This is a genomic window from Planctopirus limnophila DSM 3776 (assembly GCF_000092105.1).
Lineage (GTDB): Bacteria > Planctomycetota > Planctomycetia > Planctomycetales > Planctomycetaceae > Planctopirus > Planctopirus limnophila.
The window spans coordinates 3,808,295-3,824,960 of sequence record NC_014148.1; the positions used below are offsets into that span (position 1 = coordinate 3,808,295).

11 protein-coding genes are annotated in these 16,666 nt (G+C 52.6%); 2 read left to right on the top strand and 9 right to left on the bottom strand.

The genetic code is table 11. The features are described 5' to 3' along the window. Positions 1-65 precede the first annotated feature (65 nt). Both PLIM_RS15125 and PLIM_RS15130 read right to left on the bottom strand, forming a co-directional pair. Positions 66-2,870 (bottom strand): outer membrane protein assembly factor BamB family protein, encoded by a 2,805-nt coding sequence (locus tag PLIM_RS15125; protein ID WP_013111197.1) that lies wholly within the window; start codon positions 2,868-2,870, stop codon positions 66-68. Positions 2,871-3,436: 566 nt separating this feature from the next. After that, the gene (locus PLIM_RS15130; protein ID WP_013111198.1) at positions 3,437-4,192 is read right to left on the bottom strand and encodes an FHA domain-containing protein; all 756 of its coding nucleotides are present in this window, start codon (positions 4,190-4,192) and stop codon (positions 3,437-3,439) included. A 531-nt stretch (positions 4,193-4,723) separates the two neighbouring features. Here PLIM_RS15130 and PLIM_RS15135 point away from each other — a divergent pair. Further along, a complete protein-coding gene (locus PLIM_RS15135) occupies positions 4,724-5,515 on the top strand; it encodes an MBL fold metallo-hydrolase (RefSeq protein WP_013111199.1) in 792 nt (263 codons plus the stop codon). 344 nt (positions 5,516-5,859) lie between these two features. Here PLIM_RS15135 and PLIM_RS15140 read toward each other — a convergent pair whose 3' ends face one another. The 5 genes from PLIM_RS15140 to PLIM_RS15160 all read right to left on the bottom strand — a co-directional run bounded on the left by PLIM_RS15140 (position 5,860) and on the right by PLIM_RS15160 (position 13,929). After that, positions 5,860-6,627 (bottom strand): hypothetical protein, encoded by a 768-nt coding sequence (locus tag PLIM_RS15140; protein WP_013111200.1) that lies wholly within the window; start codon positions 6,625-6,627, stop codon positions 5,860-5,862. Positions 6,628-6,768: 141 nt separating this feature from the next. Then, positions 6,769-8,286, bottom strand: a complete 1,518-nt coding sequence (locus PLIM_RS15145) for a DUF1501 domain-containing protein (RefSeq protein ID WP_013111201.1) — start codon at positions 8,284-8,286, stop codon at positions 6,769-6,771. A 68-nt stretch (positions 8,287-8,354) separates the two neighbouring features. Continuing rightward, positions 8,355-8,945, bottom strand: coding sequence for a hypothetical protein (locus PLIM_RS15150; RefSeq protein WP_013111202.1), 591 nt, complete (start codon positions 8,943-8,945; stop codon positions 8,355-8,357). Between the two features lie 63 nt (positions 8,946-9,008). Further along, positions 9,009-12,149, bottom strand: a complete 3,141-nt coding sequence (locus PLIM_RS15155; protein ID WP_013111203.1) for a PSD1 and planctomycete cytochrome C domain-containing protein — start codon at positions 12,147-12,149, stop codon at positions 9,009-9,011. A gap of 400 nt (positions 12,150-12,549) precedes the next feature. Next, positions 12,550-13,929 carry an MFS transporter gene (locus PLIM_RS15160; protein WP_013111204.1) on the bottom strand — a complete coding sequence of 460 codons (1,380 nt, stop codon included), beginning with the start codon at positions 13,927-13,929 and terminating at the stop codon, positions 12,550-12,552. Between the two features lie 381 nt (positions 13,930-14,310). On the opposite strand from PLIM_RS15160, the gene PLIM_RS23050 reads away from it, so the two are divergent. Beyond that, the gene (locus PLIM_RS23050; protein WP_013111205.1) at positions 14,311-14,748 is read left to right on the top strand and encodes a hypothetical protein; all 438 of its coding nucleotides are present in this window, start codon (positions 14,311-14,313) and stop codon (positions 14,746-14,748) included. Between the two features lie 379 nt (positions 14,749-15,127). Here PLIM_RS23050 and PLIM_RS15175 read toward each other — a convergent pair whose 3' ends face one another. Both PLIM_RS15175 and PLIM_RS15180 read right to left on the bottom strand, forming a co-directional pair. After that, positions 15,128-15,508, bottom strand: a complete 381-nt coding sequence (locus PLIM_RS15175; protein ID WP_013111206.1) for a cytochrome C oxidase subunit IV family protein — start codon at positions 15,506-15,508, stop codon at positions 15,128-15,130. Between the two features lie 57 nt (positions 15,509-15,565). Beyond that, complete coding sequence (locus PLIM_RS15180; RefSeq protein ID WP_230849320.1) at positions 15,566-16,621, bottom strand: cytochrome c oxidase subunit 3; 1,056 nt, start codon at positions 16,619-16,621, stop codon at positions 15,566-15,568. Between the last annotated feature and the right edge of the window lie 45 nt (positions 16,622-16,666).

Below are 16,666 nucleotides of genomic sequence, written 5' to 3' on the forward strand. Positions count from 1 at the left end.
CGGAAGTCGCCAGACGTGGGTCGTGCTGACGACTGATCAAATGGGTTTCAGGTAAGCCCATCCATTTAACTTCTTGGAGTCACCTTCACATTGTCGAAGAAGATCTCCGTGTCTTTTGCATTTCCAAACAGCCCGGGGCTGCCATGGAAATTGGCGGGCTGATCGATCCATTCAATCGTCCACGCTTCAGGCTCAGGCTGATCTTTCAACCAGACCTTTCCACGGACTTTCGATGCGGGCTGACCATTGTGCTCAACGGTATCGACCACCATTTTCATCGTGTACCAGGTGTCCGGTTTCCATGCGTAAGGAACAGTATGCACCTTCTGATCGTGCGGATACCACGAATAGGCCTTCACCTGCTGACTCGCTCCCATCAGTTCGACCCGATAACGCTGGTTCATGATGCCGATATCCGGCATACGGGCATTCGGGTCAGCATTGGCTGAAACTTCGAGTGGAGCCGAAGCGACATCGGCCTGAATCGTGTAGTTGGCCATATCAGGCCGACCAATCCACCCCTGGCTGCGTGTCCCCTTAGGAATTGTCGTGATCTTGCACAGCACGCCATTCCCTTCGACCTTCCGCGGGCCCTTAGCCACCACCAGAGTCGCTCCGGTCTCGGGAGTCCCAACCCACTTGAAGCTGGCGAGAACCCCTTCCTTCTGCAGCAATTCCAGAGCGGGATTCAGCTTGGCCTGAGCCAGTTCTTGTGTCGTTAACTCTTCCAGCAGACCCAGATAACGGAAGAAAGTCGTCCGTGGCTGAACGGGTGTGCTGTCATCGATCTTGAGTTGATCTCGCCCCAGATTGCTGAACTGCGTTGTGAGGTACACGTAGCACTTGGCAGCCAGCACATTCTCGGCATAGAGCCTTTTCCACAGGTCATAATCGAGGCCAATATGCCGATACCGCATCCCAATCCCGGTGATGGGCACAACACCATCGGAGAAAGCAAATTCCAGTGGAAGATCGGGAATCACCCGGATCCGGGCCGTGGTCGAGATCTCACCAACTTTGGCTGTCACCATCGATGCTGTGTTAGCCGTATCAGTCGCGAGACTGAATTCACCATCAGGATCAATCTTGCCAGTCCCGGTGATCGTGTAGGCAATTTCTTTCTCAGTCGCTGGGCGCAGATACTGGCCTTTGCTGTTGTAAAGCAAAACCTGAAAGGCGAGCTTCTGCCCGGGCTTCATCACGGCTTCGGCTGGGACAATTGTCGCCGCAGCAGGTTGATCTTCGGCACCAGCAGGTGCTTCCTGAGCAACGGGCGGAATAGCGTCGTAAGTCACTTCAGGGTTGGCACTGCCAATACAGTACATTGTCGTATCGGTCGTCACATACAACCGGCCATCGGCAATAATGGGCGACGCATTCACTTCGGCATCCAGCCGCATTGAGTGAACTTTCTTCAGCCCCTTGGCTTCATCCGGTTCAAAAGTGAACCAGCGGCCTGTGGCATCCACTGCATAAATCTTCCCATCACCATAGACAGCACTGGCCCGGGCCATGGTGCCAATTTTCTGCTTGCCGATCAGTTTGCCCGTTTTCAGATCGACCACGAAGAAGATCCCGCCATCGTCAATCGCATAGATACGATCACCCACGACGACAGGAGCACACTTGCCAATGTATTGCTCTTTATTCCGCCAGAGTTCTCCAGCTTTGGTCAGATTGCCGCGTTTGGTCGCATCGATGGCAAACAAGGCACCCATCTTTGTGTCATCAAGATTTTCGTCACTATGCCCGCAGATCACAGTGCTGCCAATCACGATGGGCGACGTGTTAATACCTCGTGGCGAAACATCGTAGTTCCAGAGCTGCTTGCCAGTGCGTGGCTGGAAGCCGTACATGCTTCCATCACCAGCCCCCAGCACCAGTTGCACTTCGCCATCAATCACGGCAAATGTGGGAGTGCTGTAGGTGGTATCTTCCGGTCGAAGCTTGGTCGAAACCAGCCAGACAAGTTCACCATTGCGTTGATCAAACGCCATCAGACGATGGGCGGGTTGAGCGTTTTCACCCCAGTTGATCAGCACACCACCGATAATGACGAGGTGCTCGAACACAATGGGAAAATTAGTACGGCCACCGTAAGTGGTCAGCATGCCATACTCTTCACTCATCGATCGCTGCCAGAGAGTCTTTCCGGTCTCTGCATCGATGGCCTGTAGCAGCCCGCAAACACCCAGAGCAAACACTTTTCCGGTGTGAGGGTCACCCACAACACTCGACCAGCCCACGCGTGTATCGGGAACATCGGATTCAAACACGTTGAAAACGTTTTCCCAGATTTTTTTACCGGTGGCTGCATCGACACAAATGACTTTTTCCGCTTCCTCAGGGGTGGCAGGCTTGTGCCGTACAAGCGTGAAGAGCTTGCCATTCATCACAATCGGAGTCGATCGGCCAGCCAGTTCGTCGTTCTTCCAGAGCACATTTTCCCCATCAGGAGACCACGTGGCTGGCAGATTCTTCGCCCGGGAAATGCCATTCATCTCCGGCCCGCGCCAATGCGGCCAGTCGCCCGCATGAATCACTCCCAGGGGGCTGATGGCAACCTGCCGATTTGGATTGACCTTCGACTCACTAACAGGGGCTGCTTCCTTTTCGGACGCAGCCGGTGTCTCCGCTTGTCCAAAAGAGATTGCCGGGGCCATGCCCAGAACTGGCGCCACCGTAAACAGCAAGGCCCATGTCGAGCGGGTCAACCATGCGAATCGCGGTCGATGAACCGCTATATTAAGCTTGTGGGTGTGTCGTGCGATCAATCCGGTTGCCCCTTCTGACGGTGATTCATTGAGTTGATTTCCCAACTGGTCGTGCATGACATACTCCACCAGTCGCCTCAACCTTTCACGATACATGCTAGTGCTGCTCATCAGGTTAACACTTGTTTGTCTATCATGATGTGGCCAGAGCACTCCCACAACCATGAGAGTCTTCAGTGTCTTTTTGTCACTGCAATTCGCAACAAACGGTATCTGGATTTCCACTTGGCAAACGTGCTGAGCATCCGCATGCCGCTCTGTTACCTGTAAGATCTAGAGCCAAACCTCAGGGCCTCAAACTCGAATCCCAGCCATGCCCAGGACTTGACTGCCCTGTCTACGAAGAAATCTTCCAAACAATTGGGAAAACATGTCGAAACAATCGATCTGCGGCATCATCGTCAACGGCCAAGTCTCTCCGGTTCACGGCAATTCATCGTACAAATGCGGCGTCCCGAGGCTGCAGCAAATCATAAACACTTGTTTTCACAACTAATCGACCATACTGCAAAGCCGACCCTCAGGCAAGCGCCGAATCGAGACAGGCTCCCAGGCCCTGTGTGTCCGGCGAGCACTCGCCAGCCAGCACCCACACGAAACGAAAACAGCCGAGACTTTTGCCAGGTCTCGGCTGCAAATTTCCTTCGATCACAAGCTGGTTGCTACGCTGAAGCCCTGAGTGCAGCAGCACTTTCCCCCAGATGATTGAGCAAGCTTTCAATTCTTGCTTCCAGTTCTCGCTGGGCAGCGCGTGTTCGCTCATCGAGATCCACTCGAAGATCGTGCAGGTCAGATTCTGGATGTCCGACCTCATCGATCCCCGCTGCCAGATGAGTCTCAACTGGCAGTTCGTCTGCCATTTCGAGTGCATCGGCCGCTGGCCCACGCTGGGAAGAGAGTGCCGCACGCAAGAGTGCCTGGACACCTTGCGGAGGCAAGGATCGTGGGGAATCTTCCAGACGCTGGGTCGATGATGTCTCGCCGCTGGTTTTCCAGTTCATCAGTTCGAACAGCTCACGGATTTCCTGTTCGAGCAATTCTCGAGAAACAGCCGCGTTTTCAACTTGCGTCGCTGGTTCGCGATTGGTCTGCAACCTGACGGACCAGACCTCGCCACCGAACTGCAATCGATCACCGTCTCTCAAGGCTCGTCGCTGATAAGGGCGGCCATCAATCATCACGACGGAAGAGAACTCGGTCGCTTCAATCCAGGCAGCTCCACCATCGAGGCGAATCCTGGCCGCAAAATCAGCCACAGCTGGATCGGGTATTACCAGATCGCAGAACTCGGCTCTGCCAATCACAAACTCATCCTCTTCAATGGCAACTTCACGAGTGCCAAGATTCAGGATGATGCGAGAAACCCGGATCGGTTCAACCTGGGGCTGAGCCAGCAGGCTGGTGAGCATGGAATTCATCGAGATAACTCCAACGTCCTGTTGGCGGGAATGGCTGATGGCACTGTCGATCAATCGGCCAGTGTAAAGTGACAACTCCTCAGCCATTCAGAAAATCGGTTCGCCATCGCACCAGACTCCATGCCCGTCTCAGACAAATCGTGGGGAGCACCTGCAAAATTTGCCGCTCGATCCCTGCTGTTGGTAAGTTTATCCGGCTGCGCAGACTCGGCAGGCACAAACCACGGCTCTTTTGACACCTTCAGGCAAACTACAGAGAATTTCCGGGATAGGTGGTGCGATCCTGCAGTCTTACTCTCAAATCTTTTTGTAGCTCATGAAACCATCACGAAAGCTCCAGACCGTCACTCTCCAGACGACTTCTGTGCAGTACGCAGGAGCCTCTTTGAAAATCGTTCAGAAATGTGCAAATTTTTTGAGGGGAATCAAAACTTCATCCTTCACTCACTTCGACTTGGTGAGCAGCCTGCCTAGAATCTGACAGTTGCTATGAAAGTGAACGGGCTTTCCGATTCTGAAGACAGGTGTGGCATGCTGGCTCGACGAGAACTTTTTCCAAATATCCTCGAAATGAACTACCAGTTCCGACAGCGTATGGGCTGCTCGGTCTATGTCGTTCACGATGCCGGCGAATGGGCTTTGATTGATATTGGTTTTGAAGACAGCACTGACGAAATCATCGACGCCATCCGCCAGATGGATTTTGCCCTGTCTCAGTGCCGCTATTTGATCTGCACCCATGCGGATGTCGATCACATCCAGGGAATGAAGCGAGCGAAAGAACTCATGCCTCAAGCCCGGCTGGTGGCTCATCCCCATGCCCGGCTACTGATGGAAAAAGCGGATCGAATCGAAACGTACGCCGAAATCAGCGCCCAGGGAATTTCCATCGATTTGAGCCCCATCCCTGTGGATGAATCGATCGATGAAGGGGATCTCCTCACTGTGGGGAACTTGAAACTCAAAGTCTGGAGTACCCCAGGCCACGCCAATGGCCAGCTCGCTTTTGAAATGGGCCCCTACCTCTTTTCAGGCGACAACATTTACCGCGACGGTGGTGTCGGCAATATCGATGCCCACCATGGTTCCGACCTCGTGGAATTCATCAAATCGCTCGAACGTATTCGCGATTCGAAGATCGAATGGCTCCTCCCCAGCCACGGCCCGGTCTTCAGAAAGCAGCCAGCCCACATTCAGAAGACGATTGACCGCCTGAAATCTTACCTCAACCTCGCCGACTTCGGCACCTGCGCCACAGGCTGGCCACTCCTCCAGGAGTGGGAAGAAGAACTCATCCACGGCTTCGACCCCACCCAGGCATAAGTCATTTTAAAAATTGTAATGTAAAATCGTGTGCCACTGCTGGCTCGCCAGCAGTGCTCCTGCCGACCGGCCCACGAAGCCCACGAAGTCGCCGCCACTTCCTGTTGAAAACCTTCCCACCTTCGCGAAAGAAAAACCTCTCCCGAACAGGAACTTCATACAGCACTCACGCGAGGCGCGAAGTTTGCGAAGAAAATCAATAGATCACCAATCGTAGAACGGACAATCGATTCAGTTGTATGGTCGCGCCGAGCATTTCCAGTCTCGTTTCATTTGAAGCAAACTAGCCAGTATCTCGATGTTGATCTCCCACCCCACTTCTCAAACGGCGGCTATGAAACAACTCAAGGTGCTGCCTGCTCGAATGCCGAGACTCTAACAAACTTATACCGATATGTGACTGTCTCGATATCGTTTGTCTTTTGGCTGGATATCGAGCGGCTAATCAGCATATACTTATCGTCTGGAAGCACTAGCTCTGCCGTGGTTTTATCTGTACCCAGAAGCAGACTCCATCGCGGTTCGTTATGGTCATCCTCAGGGTGTAGACGAAACGGCTCACCTTGAAGATGGGATGTACTGACAAGAAGATCCGCTCTAACTTTGCCCATCTCGATCGCCGTCAACTTGACCCTGTAAGTCTCGCCTACAAATTGCCAGATGTGACTATCTTCCTCCTCGTCGAGTCGACGTCGATGGATCGTCCCCTCATTGTCCACCCTCGCAAAATGCCCACTACTCTCGTGGCAATGAACTCCTTTGCTGGTTACTAATCTGGAATGCCTATAAAGCAGTATACTTGACGAACCGCGCAAGGTATCGATTTGGCCGACCATGTCATCAGGAAGTTCCCCCTTCAAATCGCAGTTGGTATCCACGCATAAAAAATCGACTGTATAAAGCGACCCTTTTGCCGATGGGTGCCAAGGTAAGAACTCAGGTTTATCAGAACTGTAGACCAGCCTGACACTGTCATATCTCAGTATGTCTGATTTTGCTGGAACTGGAAGTTCGGCCGCTTGCGATTCCGCGATCCAGTAACCAATCGTGAACAAGAAGATCAAGCGACATGCAACTCTGGTAGTCAACCTCCTATCTGTCGCCTGATTCATACGCAGTTTTCCCAATTAAAAGTGGTTAGGACGTTATACGAAAGAGTTTCACCTTCACCACAAGTGAGAATCAATCGAACAATACTTCTATTTCAGAATGGCAAAACAAATCTTCGACGAATCGATGAATATCTCTGCAAATCACGCCAGAATCTCGCGGATCACATTCCCTTCCACGTCTGTCAGCCGGAAGTCGCGGCCTTGGGAGCGGTAGGTGAGCCGCTCGTGATTAATGCCTAACAAGTGCAGTATCGTCGCGTTGAGATCATGGATATGCATCTTCTGATTCTCACTCACGATGTTATAGCTGAAGTCGTCGGTCTCGCCGTAGACGGTGCCGGGCTTCATACCGCCACCGGCGAACCACATCGTAAAGCAGCGCGGATGATGATCGCGACCGTAGTTTTCTTTAGTCAATGTCCCCTGGCTATAGATCGTGCGGCCAAATTCGCCACCCCACACCACCAACGTATCATCCAGCATCCCTCGCTGCTTCAGATCTTTAATCAAGGCCGCACAAGGTTGATCCGCCGATTTCACCAGCTGACGGATCTGCCCCGGCAATCCCCCATGATGATCCCAGCCCCGCAGGAAGATCTGCGTAAATCGCACGCCACGTTCTGCCAATCGACGTGCGAGCAGGCAGTTATAGGCAAAGGTGCCGGGCTCATTCACTTCGGGCCCATACATCTCGAGCGTTTCTTTCGATTCATCCTTCAAATCGACAAGATCCGGAACCGAGGTCTGCATCCGGAAGGCCATTTCGTACTGGGCAATACGGGCTGCAATTTCCGGATCTCCCATTTCCTGCAGATGCTGCTGATTGAGTTCCGCCAATCCATCGAGCATCGTGCGTCGAGATTGCGAACTGACACCTTTCGGATTGGATAAGTAGAGCACTGGGTCACCACTCGAACGCAAGGCGACTCCCTGATGTTTCGTGGGCAAAAATCCGGAACCCCATAGCCGCGAGAAGAGGGCCTGCGTCTGAGCACCGGCAGCAATCTTCGAGTGCAGCACGACGAATGCCGGTAAATCCTGATTCGGACTCCCAATTCCATAAGAGAGCCATGCCCCCAGACTCGGTCGCCCGGGAAGTTCGCTCCCGGTCTGGATAAATGTAATCGCGGGATCATGGTTGATCGCTTCGGTGTACATCGTTTTGACAATCGTTAAATCGTCAACAACGCCTGCCAGATGTGGCAGTAACTCGCTGATATAGGTTCCGTTCTGCCCATACTGATTGAACTTGAATACCGAAGGCGCAATCGGAAACCGCGATTGTCCCGAGGTCATCGTCGTAATGCGCTGACCGTTACGAATAGACTCGGGAAGATCTTTATCAAACCAGTCCACCATCTTGGGCTTGTAGTCGAACAGATCGAGTTGAGAAGGGCCATCGGCCATAAAGAGCCAGATCACCCGTTTGGCCTTTGGCGCATGATGCAGCCCTGGTAATGCCCCCAGCGATGAAAGATCAGGCGGAACTGTACTACTGACCTCAGGATTCGCAGCCAGTGCCGGCATACCGGAAAACAACTGCGGATTCAGCAGCGAAGCCAAAGCCGCCCCACCGAGCCCGGCCGCAGATCGCTGGAAAAAGTACCGACGAACCATCTGCTGCCGAAGCTGTTCATAAACCATATTCTGAAGCGACATAATGGCCATCCAAAGGAAGATTTATTCGAAAGATTCATTTGATGATATTCAGGACAGATTGAACTCAATCAACCGTGGGGATCATCAATCAGTAATTGCAATCTATTGCCAAGTTCTGGTTGAAATCGATTCGGCCAGGTCGCGTCAACGAGCCCGACATCGAGCATGTCCCGAAGGTGCGTCCGATCCTTATCACGAAATGATGTGAGTTTCATTCGGACAAGAGCTTCAAGCGAAATCACACGATAGTTTGCCCCGGCTTCTGATTCATCAACGTCGGGTGCAGCGGTAACGTATTCCTCTCGCACCTTTTCATTAGCCTTTACGATATGTATCGCATCTCGAAACTTACCATCAGCTCCATCTGTAAAGAAATCAATACCAGCTGCATGACGGTGAATAAAACCGGCTTTTCTCAGCGCCTCTGTGGCAGCCGGTATATCGCTCCTCCTAAACAATAGATCCACATCAGCGGTGAATCGTACCGCCGCTTCATCAACGCGAGAAACCCAGTTCGCGACAGCATTGCCTCCCACAACTGCGTAAGGAACACGCGCACATTCAAGGGCTGCTGTGGCACGAAGAAGACGTTCTTGAATCTTGTTAATTGCCATCTCGATCCGTCCCAAGTCAAATGGTTGTAGAGGAACCGTTGACATCTATTTGACTCCATAAGGACAGGCAATTTCGAAAAATACGCTTGAACTAAATACTCTCAGCAACTACTCCTTCGTAATCGCCGCATCGAGATTCAGCATCAGATTGGCCACCATGGTATAAGCCGCCAGCTCCGGTGCTTCCATCTGACCAGGTTTTGGAAGTGTGCCGACATTCAGCAGTTCCTCAGCTGCCTTACTATCCGCACGATAAATTTCCAGTTGTTTTTCCAGAACTCGCTCAAGGACTGCCAACTCATCGGCTTTCGCATTGCGACTCAATACGCGAAGGCAGGCAAAGTTCAGCCTTTCGGCGGCAGTCTCGCCCCCTTGACTGATCATCTGCCCTGCCAGATGCCTAGCTGCTTCGACATACTGATCATCATTCATCAGCGCCAACGCCTGGAGGGGTGTATTCGTCCTCGCCCTGCGGACTGTGCAGGTCTCGCGGGATGGAGCATCGAATGTCGTCATCGATGGTGGTGGAGCTGTCCGCTTCCAGAAGGTATAGAGGCTGCGACGAAAGAGCGCCTCTCCCTGATCGCGGGTATATGTCCGCGTGTTACTACTTTGAAATGCGACTGGCTCCCAGATTCCCGAGGGCTGATAAGGCCGCACACTTTTGCCGCCCTTTCGTTCCACGAGCAATCCCGAGGTAAACAGCACGCTGTCGCGGATGGTTTCTGCATCCAGCCGGAAACGTGGACCACGGCCCAATAACAGATTCTCAGGGTCTTTCGCATAAAGCGCCGGAGTGACTTTGGAGGACTGCCGATAAGCCTGGGACATCACGATCAGCTTCAAGAATTTCTTGTGATCCCAGCCAGACTCTATGAACTCGGAGGCCAGCCAGTCGAGCAGTTCGGGATGCGTCGGCCATTCAGCTTGTGATCCGAAATCGTTGCTCGATTTCACAATCCCGATACCGAAAATCTGTTGCCAGATCCGGTTCACCGTCACTCGCGAAGTGAGTGGGTGTTCTCGCGAAACCAGCCACTTGGCCAGCCCCAGCCGATTGCGTGGCAAGTCTTCGGGCATGGATGGCAATGCTGCTGGTGTCGCCCGGGAGACCTTCTCGCCCGGTTTATCATAAGCCCCCCGAATCAGCACAAAAGCCTCACGTGGCTGTGCCATATCTTCACTCACGAGCGTGGCTGGGATCTGTTTTTCGACAGCATCGATTTCGCTTTGGAGCTTGGCAATCTGCCCATTCAGCGGCTCAAAGAGCTGGCGAGTCTCCGGATGCACATACTCGACAAAGTACTCGACAATCTGTTTCTGCTGATTAGCATTCCGCTTGTCAGATTCGATCTTGATCAGCTTGGCGATATTGTCCGGAAGTGCGGGCTTCTTCTGTTGTTTCTGATAGTTTTCCCATGCCAATAGCGAATTAAACGATTCACCGTTCTGAAGTGTCAACGTGCGAATGCCGGCTTTATCCCAATAAACAGTTCCACCGAACTGCGTAAAGGCCCAGCCATTCAGCTTTGCACCCGAAGCCAGGCCCACATGCTGGGCATTGACAGAAATTCGTGTCCATTGTCCGACGGGTGGCAAGGGCCCACCGTGTCGATGGCCCACAGTTCCTGCCTTGCCATAAGGGATCGCATCTTCGCCAAAGTAAACGCGATGCTCCCATGTGCCGTCATTGAACTGGAGCATGATCGTTTTTGGCGGATTGGCAGGATCGAGATAGACATACGCAAAGAGCTCGTCTCCTTCACCAATCGCAAGTGGGGAAGTCGCCCCGGTAAAGAAATGTTGATCCAGCCCCTCGGAGGTACGCGTTGATGCCAGATTTCCAGCGAGAACCGGGCCCTCAGCAGCCGAAATAAACTTCCACGACCCCGTGTTCGACTGGGGCTGGGCACCTGGCGGGAGAACATCATCGATCCAGATGTAGTCCCTGCGGGTCACAGTTAATGCATCAGCCGGGGCATCGAGCGAGGGCTCGACATAAGGAGTCTCCTTGCGCTTCTGCGCCAGTTGCTGTTTTAAGGTCGCGATTTCTTTGTTGAGCTCCGCCATTCGAGCCTCTTGATCTGCCGTCGGCAATTTGAGCACAGGTGGTGGAAGCAACGCATTTCCATCCATGGCCCGATCACTCAAGCTGTTGAAGAAGGCATAGAGTGAGTAAAACTCCTTCTGGGAAATCGGGTCGAATTTATGGTCATGGCACGAAGCACATGTCAGTGTCAGACCCATCCAAACAGTCCCGACGGCATCCGTACGATCAATGGCGTAACGGACATACCATTCGGCGTCGATCGCCCCCCCTTCACTCGTCGTCACATTGCAGCGATTAAACCCCGTCGCTACCCGCTGATCGAGCGTCGGTGCTGGCAAAAGATCTCCCGCCAGCTGATCAATCGTAAACTGATCAAACGGCAGATTATTGTTGTAGGCATTGATGACCCACTCGCGATAAGGCCAGAGCGAACGTTCGTTATCCAGATGCAGACCATGCGTATCCCCATAGCGGGCGGCATCCAGCCAGTAGCGGGCCATGTGCTCTCCATAACGCGGCGAAGCCAGCAGCCGGTCGACCACTTTGCTATAGGCATCTGGCGCAGGATCCGTCACAAAAGCCTCGACCTCAGCCGGTGTGGGAGGCAAACCCGTCAGGTCGAACGTGACCCGCCTGATGAGCGTCACCCGATCAGCATCATCGGCTAAGCCCAAACCCTCTTTTTCGAGACGGGCCTGTAGAAACTGATCAATCGGAGTACGCACTCGACTGTCATTTTTGACAGCGGGAACAGCAGGCCTTTGAATCGGCAGGAACGACCAGTGTGATTCATATTCCGCACCTTCACTCACCCAGCGCTTGAGTGTCGCCAGTTGTTCGGGAGTCACTGTTTTGCCACTCTCAGGCGGTGGCATTTTCAGATCGGGATCATCTGAGAGGATCCGCGAGATGATCTCGCTGGCAGCGTGATCGCCCGGGACAATCGGCTGCACTCCGGAAGCAGTTTGCGCGACAGCCGCTGCCCGCTGATCCAGCCTCAGCCCGGCTTCCCGCTTCGCACTGTCCGGGCCATGACATTGAAAACAACTGTTCGACAGGATCGGACGAATATCCCGATTGAACTGCAGCTTTTCACTGGCACTGGCAAGCTGCGGAATGGTCATTTCCAGAGCTGTTACCAGGCACACAGCCGCCAATAACTTGCCAGAAAGTCTGTTGCCGCGCAGGTCAAAAATCATAGGGGATGCTCTTTCAGGGATGAGGCACTCAGGGAGAAACAGACTTCAAGTCATGAAATCCCGTAAATGCACCTGTCAGCTTGACGTTTCAGCAGGCGGGAGATGATCGATCATTGAGATCATCCGAACAGCGGATCAATCCATATTGCAACATATGATGGTGGAATTGTCCACAAAATTCGCGGAACTGCCTCGACCTGCGATCAATCTTCCCCAGGCAATTTCCAGCAGTGAATCACCTCGGCAAAACCTCCGCCCATGCCTGTCAAAAAGCCAATGGATGGCTTGAAGCACGCACTTCAAGCCATCCATAGACTGATGATTCACTCAGAATTTCATGGGATATGGTTGCGAATTCATCGCCCGGCTTCAAAAACCAGGCATCATCGACCAACCCTGATTAGTGACTGACTTTGATCGAACCACTCGACTTCGGTGGATGGAAGAAGAGTAATAGCAGAATGGCAGCAAAGAATGCCGCTCCGGCCGGAACGAGCAGTAACTGGCTCCAGTTCACAACTTTATTTTCAATTGTATCTCCCGTTGTGAACAGGGCCTGAAGCCGACCCCAGACCAGCCGCGAAGTGAGTGGGCCCATTCCCAGAATCAGGAAGTTAAAGAGCCCCTGCGCACTCGTTCGCGCATCCTTCGGGAAGTACTCGTCGACAAGGATATATAGCGTTGCAAAATAAAACGCGTAGCAGATTCCGTGAGCCAGATTCATACTCACTGCAACGTAAGGATTCGGAGCCAGAGCCCATAAGCCAAATCGCAGTGTATGGCCCAGAATTCCGATAATCATGGTGTATCGCCAGCCGAGCTTACTGAGGACATATCCCAGCGAATACATCGTCAGAATCTCGGCAATCTGGCCCACACTCATGGCCACCTGTGTCCAGTTGCTGGGAACACCGACATGCTGCAGATAACTGTTCGCATAATAGAAAAATCCATCATGGACAGTTGCATCAATCCAAGTCGTAAAGAACAGCACCAGAAGGAATGGCTTCTTCAGATAACTAAATGCCTCCACCCAGGCCAGGCTCTTACCCGGCTCATGGATTTTCTTAGGCGGTGTATGCGGCAGAGAAAAGCTGAAAACACCTAACAGCAGAGCACCGAGACCACCTGTCATAAAGGCCCAGCTGGTTCCCTGCGAAAGTGCGCGCCCTTCCAGCGGCGTTCCCAGTGCTTTGCCCAGCCAGCCAATCACTCCACCGGCGGCTGCCATATCTGGCACTTTGGCCCAGTCAACCAGAATGAATACAAAGGGCCAACTCGCAAGAATCCAGCCGATGGTTCCAAACAGTCGCAACGTTCCGAAATCCCGTTGGGGGTCATTCACGTTTGCAAATGCCAAAGTATTGGTGACCGAGATGGTCGGAACATAAAAGAGGCAATGCACAGCCATCAAAGCCAGGAAGATATAGAAGTTTGCAGGTGCTGCGTCCGGCTGGAATGATTGCCAGGCCAACGCTCCAAAGGCGAGCAGTGCCCCCCCGCCTAATAAATGACTTAAGGCCAGGAATTTCTCTGCAGCGAAGTTCCGGTCAACAAATTGATTCCCGAAGAACATGGCAAGAATCGCCGAGATCGGAAAACAGATGTGTAACAGCGATTGCTGTGTCTCATCAAACCCCATCGCTGGAAACAGCCCGAAACTGACTGGCAACCAGGCTCCCCAAATAAAAAATTCGAGGAACATCATCAGTGATAACCGAAATCTCAAGTTACCACTTAAGGGCGGAGCAGTCGAAATCACAGAAGCATCACTGGCCATGCCAGGCGACTCCAAACAGGGTTTGTATTTGAATCGTTAAAAACTCTCGATGCGCATCGTCAACGATCCCGAGATCATCCGCGCGAGCTCTGCTGTTCGCAAGTGGGCAACTCCGATTCCTGATAGTTTTCCCCGACTCAACTCTTCGCAGAAAATCAACGGGCATAACAGATCACCCCTGCCTCGCCACGGTTACAACTCTTCAGGCCGACTCATTCCTGAAACAAACTGTCAATTTTTCTAAACAACCCAGACTACGCATTCTTTACAAAGCGTCCATATTCGTTACAATCCGCACAAGCGGCGTAAACCGCATTATCGCACCGGCTCGTCGCCGATGTGGTCGGATCAACCGGGTGGCAACCCATCGAGGAGACGCAAATGCAGATTTTCAAAGCACTTTGGGATGATTGTCAGGGGGCAGTTCTCTCTGCCGAACTCGTGCTGCTGGGCACAGTCGGAGTTTTGGGCACAGTCGTTGGCTTGAACGCCGCCACAAATGCCATTAACGCCGAGATGGTCGAATTGGCCGAGGCTTTCCGCAGTCTTGACCAAAGCTACGTGGTGCGGGGTCATCAGTCCTGTGGAGCCTGGACAGCTGGCTCTTACTACCGCCAAAAGCATGTCGAAGAATCGGTGGCATCGATTTGTGCCAACGGTGAAATTGACCGCGATGTCCTTGAAGAGCAGATTCGCAGCCAGCGCGGAGAACCTGTCCCTGCTGAAGAACCTGCTCCTCCCGAAGAAATGACCCCGGAAATGGGTCAAGGCACCGCTTTGCCTCAAAATGAAATCCGCATCAGCCCACGCGATGCCTGATTTCTCTTGAACCATCGACATTCTCAGCGAGTTAACATAGCGATTTGCCACACGCCCTGTTGCACTTGAAGAGAATTAACGAACATTCCTCGATCGGCTGAAAGTCCTCTTTCAGAGTTCACCCGATCGAGGAATGTTTTTTTATGGTCTTCGGACTCTTTCTGATCACCAATCATGTTGTCAAAAACAACGACTGACCAAGGTTAACTTGCTGATACGCCCCCAGCGTCAACACCTTCAACTGCTGACTCTTCCTCAACCTTCGTAACCTTCGTGGTCGAATTGCATCTTCCATCAAGTAGAGCATCACTTAGCGCAGTCGTATGCACCAATCCTTCAGCCATTCTCACACATCATCTGGAAGAAAAGGAGAGCAGCGTTAATGGGCGTTCGTAGGCTCGCTGGAATGGTGACCTGAATCACCATCTGCCTGCAGACGGGCATACTCCCGGCTTTGCCGGGTATCCTGCGGGTAATAGTGCATGCCCACATCCGGTAATAGCGACAGCGGCAAAGCAAGGGCCAGCACAATCGTCGGTGCGAGTAAAACATACTTCCAGCCGCTCTCAAACTTCAGATGCATAAAGTAGAGCATCACACAGAGCGCCTTGGCCGTCGCGACAGCCAGCACAATCGCCACGATGATGCGGCGGTCTGCCAGTGATAGCAGATCAGCGACGACTGAGAGTACCGTCAGCCCGCAAAGAGCGAGAAAAACACGAAAGTAAGTATTTCCGTGCAGATGTGCCATATCAGCCATGTTTCACCAGTTGGAATGACCCTGCTCTAAACAGACATTAAGATCAAATATCAATCATTAGATAATGTAGATTAATGGAAACAGGAAGATCCACACCAGATCCACAAAGTGCCAGTACAACCCGACATTTTCAACGACCACGGCATGCCGGAATGCCAGCTTACTGCCCATCGCCAGAAGGACCAGGAACATGATCAGTCCGATGATCACATGCAGTGCGTGAAAACCTGTCATCAGGAAATAGTTCGAAGCAAACAGGTTTCCATAGAGTATCGGCACCGCGGGATGAAAGTTTCCCAGTATGGGCGATAACTCGACATCCTTCTTCAGTGACTCCACAAACGAATTCACGTCGGCAAGTGTAATCGCAGGAAATTGGCCGGGAGTCGGCGAACTCCGATACTCAATCAGCTGCTCGGGAGTCACCGACATGGCCAAACCGAATCGAACATGATTTTCCAGACTGCTCGCTGCTTCATTCAGGCGAGAAAGTGCCTTGAGCTGTGCCACGGTTGCAGCTTTTCCTGCTGGGGGAGCATCCTTGGGATCGGTTGTCGCGGTTTCGTTTCCGGCACTGGCAATGCGATTGCCCAGTTCAGTTCGGCGGTCAGCAGCAGGTGAACCAGGAAAGATCGCTGCCAGTTCACGATCCACGACACGTTGCAGCCGGCTGGCTGTGGCGAACATCGCTTCCGTCGGCGTTTCCGGAATTTTTCCCGGGATGATTTCGTGCTCGAACTTACCCGCGTACTCGACTGATTTAATCCCAAGAAAAACCAGTCCCAGCAGCAGAGTGAAGGCGATAAATTTGCGGGCCTCCTTGAAGTTCGACACCAGCATCTTTTCATGAGCGACGACGACAAAGTAGCTGGAGACAATCAGTACGAAGGTATTCAGCCCGCCCAGCCAGACATTGATATGTGTAACGTGCGGATCGGTCGGCCAGCCGGGAGAACCATTTCGACTGATGATATAGCTACCGATAAAGGCCGAGAAAAACATAATCTCGGTCCCCAGAAACAGCCACATTCCCAGTTTGGAATTCGGAATGGGGAGACCCATACGCGGAAGAGTTCCGGCCTGGGAAGCAGTTGCTGGTGCTGAGGAGTGCATAGAGTGCAGTTTTCTTCAGTGGCCGGGAAACAAAAGAACTCAAAT

Coding starts and splice junctions, on each gene's coding strand:
- PLIM_RS15125 (WP_013111197.1), bottom strand. CDS start 2,870: ATGTATCGTGAAAGGTTGAGGCGACTGGTGGAGTATGTCATGCACGAC.
- PLIM_RS15130 (WP_013111198.1), bottom strand. CDS start 4,192: ATGAATTCCATGCTCACCAGCCTGCTGGCTCAGCCCCAGGTTGAACCG.
- PLIM_RS15135 (WP_013111199.1), top strand. CDS start 4,724: ATGCTGGCTCGACGAGAACTTTTTCCAAATATCCTCGAAATGAACTAC.
- PLIM_RS15140 (WP_013111200.1), bottom strand. CDS start 6,627: ATGAATCAGGCGACAGATAGGAGGTTGACTACCAGAGTTGCATGTCGC.
- PLIM_RS15145 (WP_013111201.1), bottom strand. CDS start 8,286: ATGTCGCTTCAGAATATGGTTTATGAACAGCTTCGGCAGCAGATGGTT.
- PLIM_RS15150 (WP_013111202.1), bottom strand. CDS start 8,945: ATGTCAACGGTTCCTCTACAACCATTTGACTTGGGACGGATCGAGATG.
- PLIM_RS15155 (WP_013111203.1), bottom strand. CDS start 12,149: ATGATTTTTGACCTGCGCGGCAACAGACTTTCTGGCAAGTTATTGGCG.
- PLIM_RS15160 (WP_013111204.1), bottom strand. CDS start 13,929: ATGGCCAGTGATGCTTCTGTGATTTCGACTGCTCCGCCCTTAAGTGGT.
- PLIM_RS23050 (WP_013111205.1), top strand. CDS start 14,311: ATGCAGATTTTCAAAGCACTTTGGGATGATTGTCAGGGGGCAGTTCTC.
- PLIM_RS15175 (WP_013111206.1), bottom strand. CDS start 15,508: ATGGCTGATATGGCACATCTGCACGGAAATACTTACTTTCGTGTTTTT.
- PLIM_RS15180 (WP_230849320.1), bottom strand. CDS start 16,621: ATGCACTCCTCAGCACCAGCAACTGCTTCCCAGGCCGGAACTCTTCCG.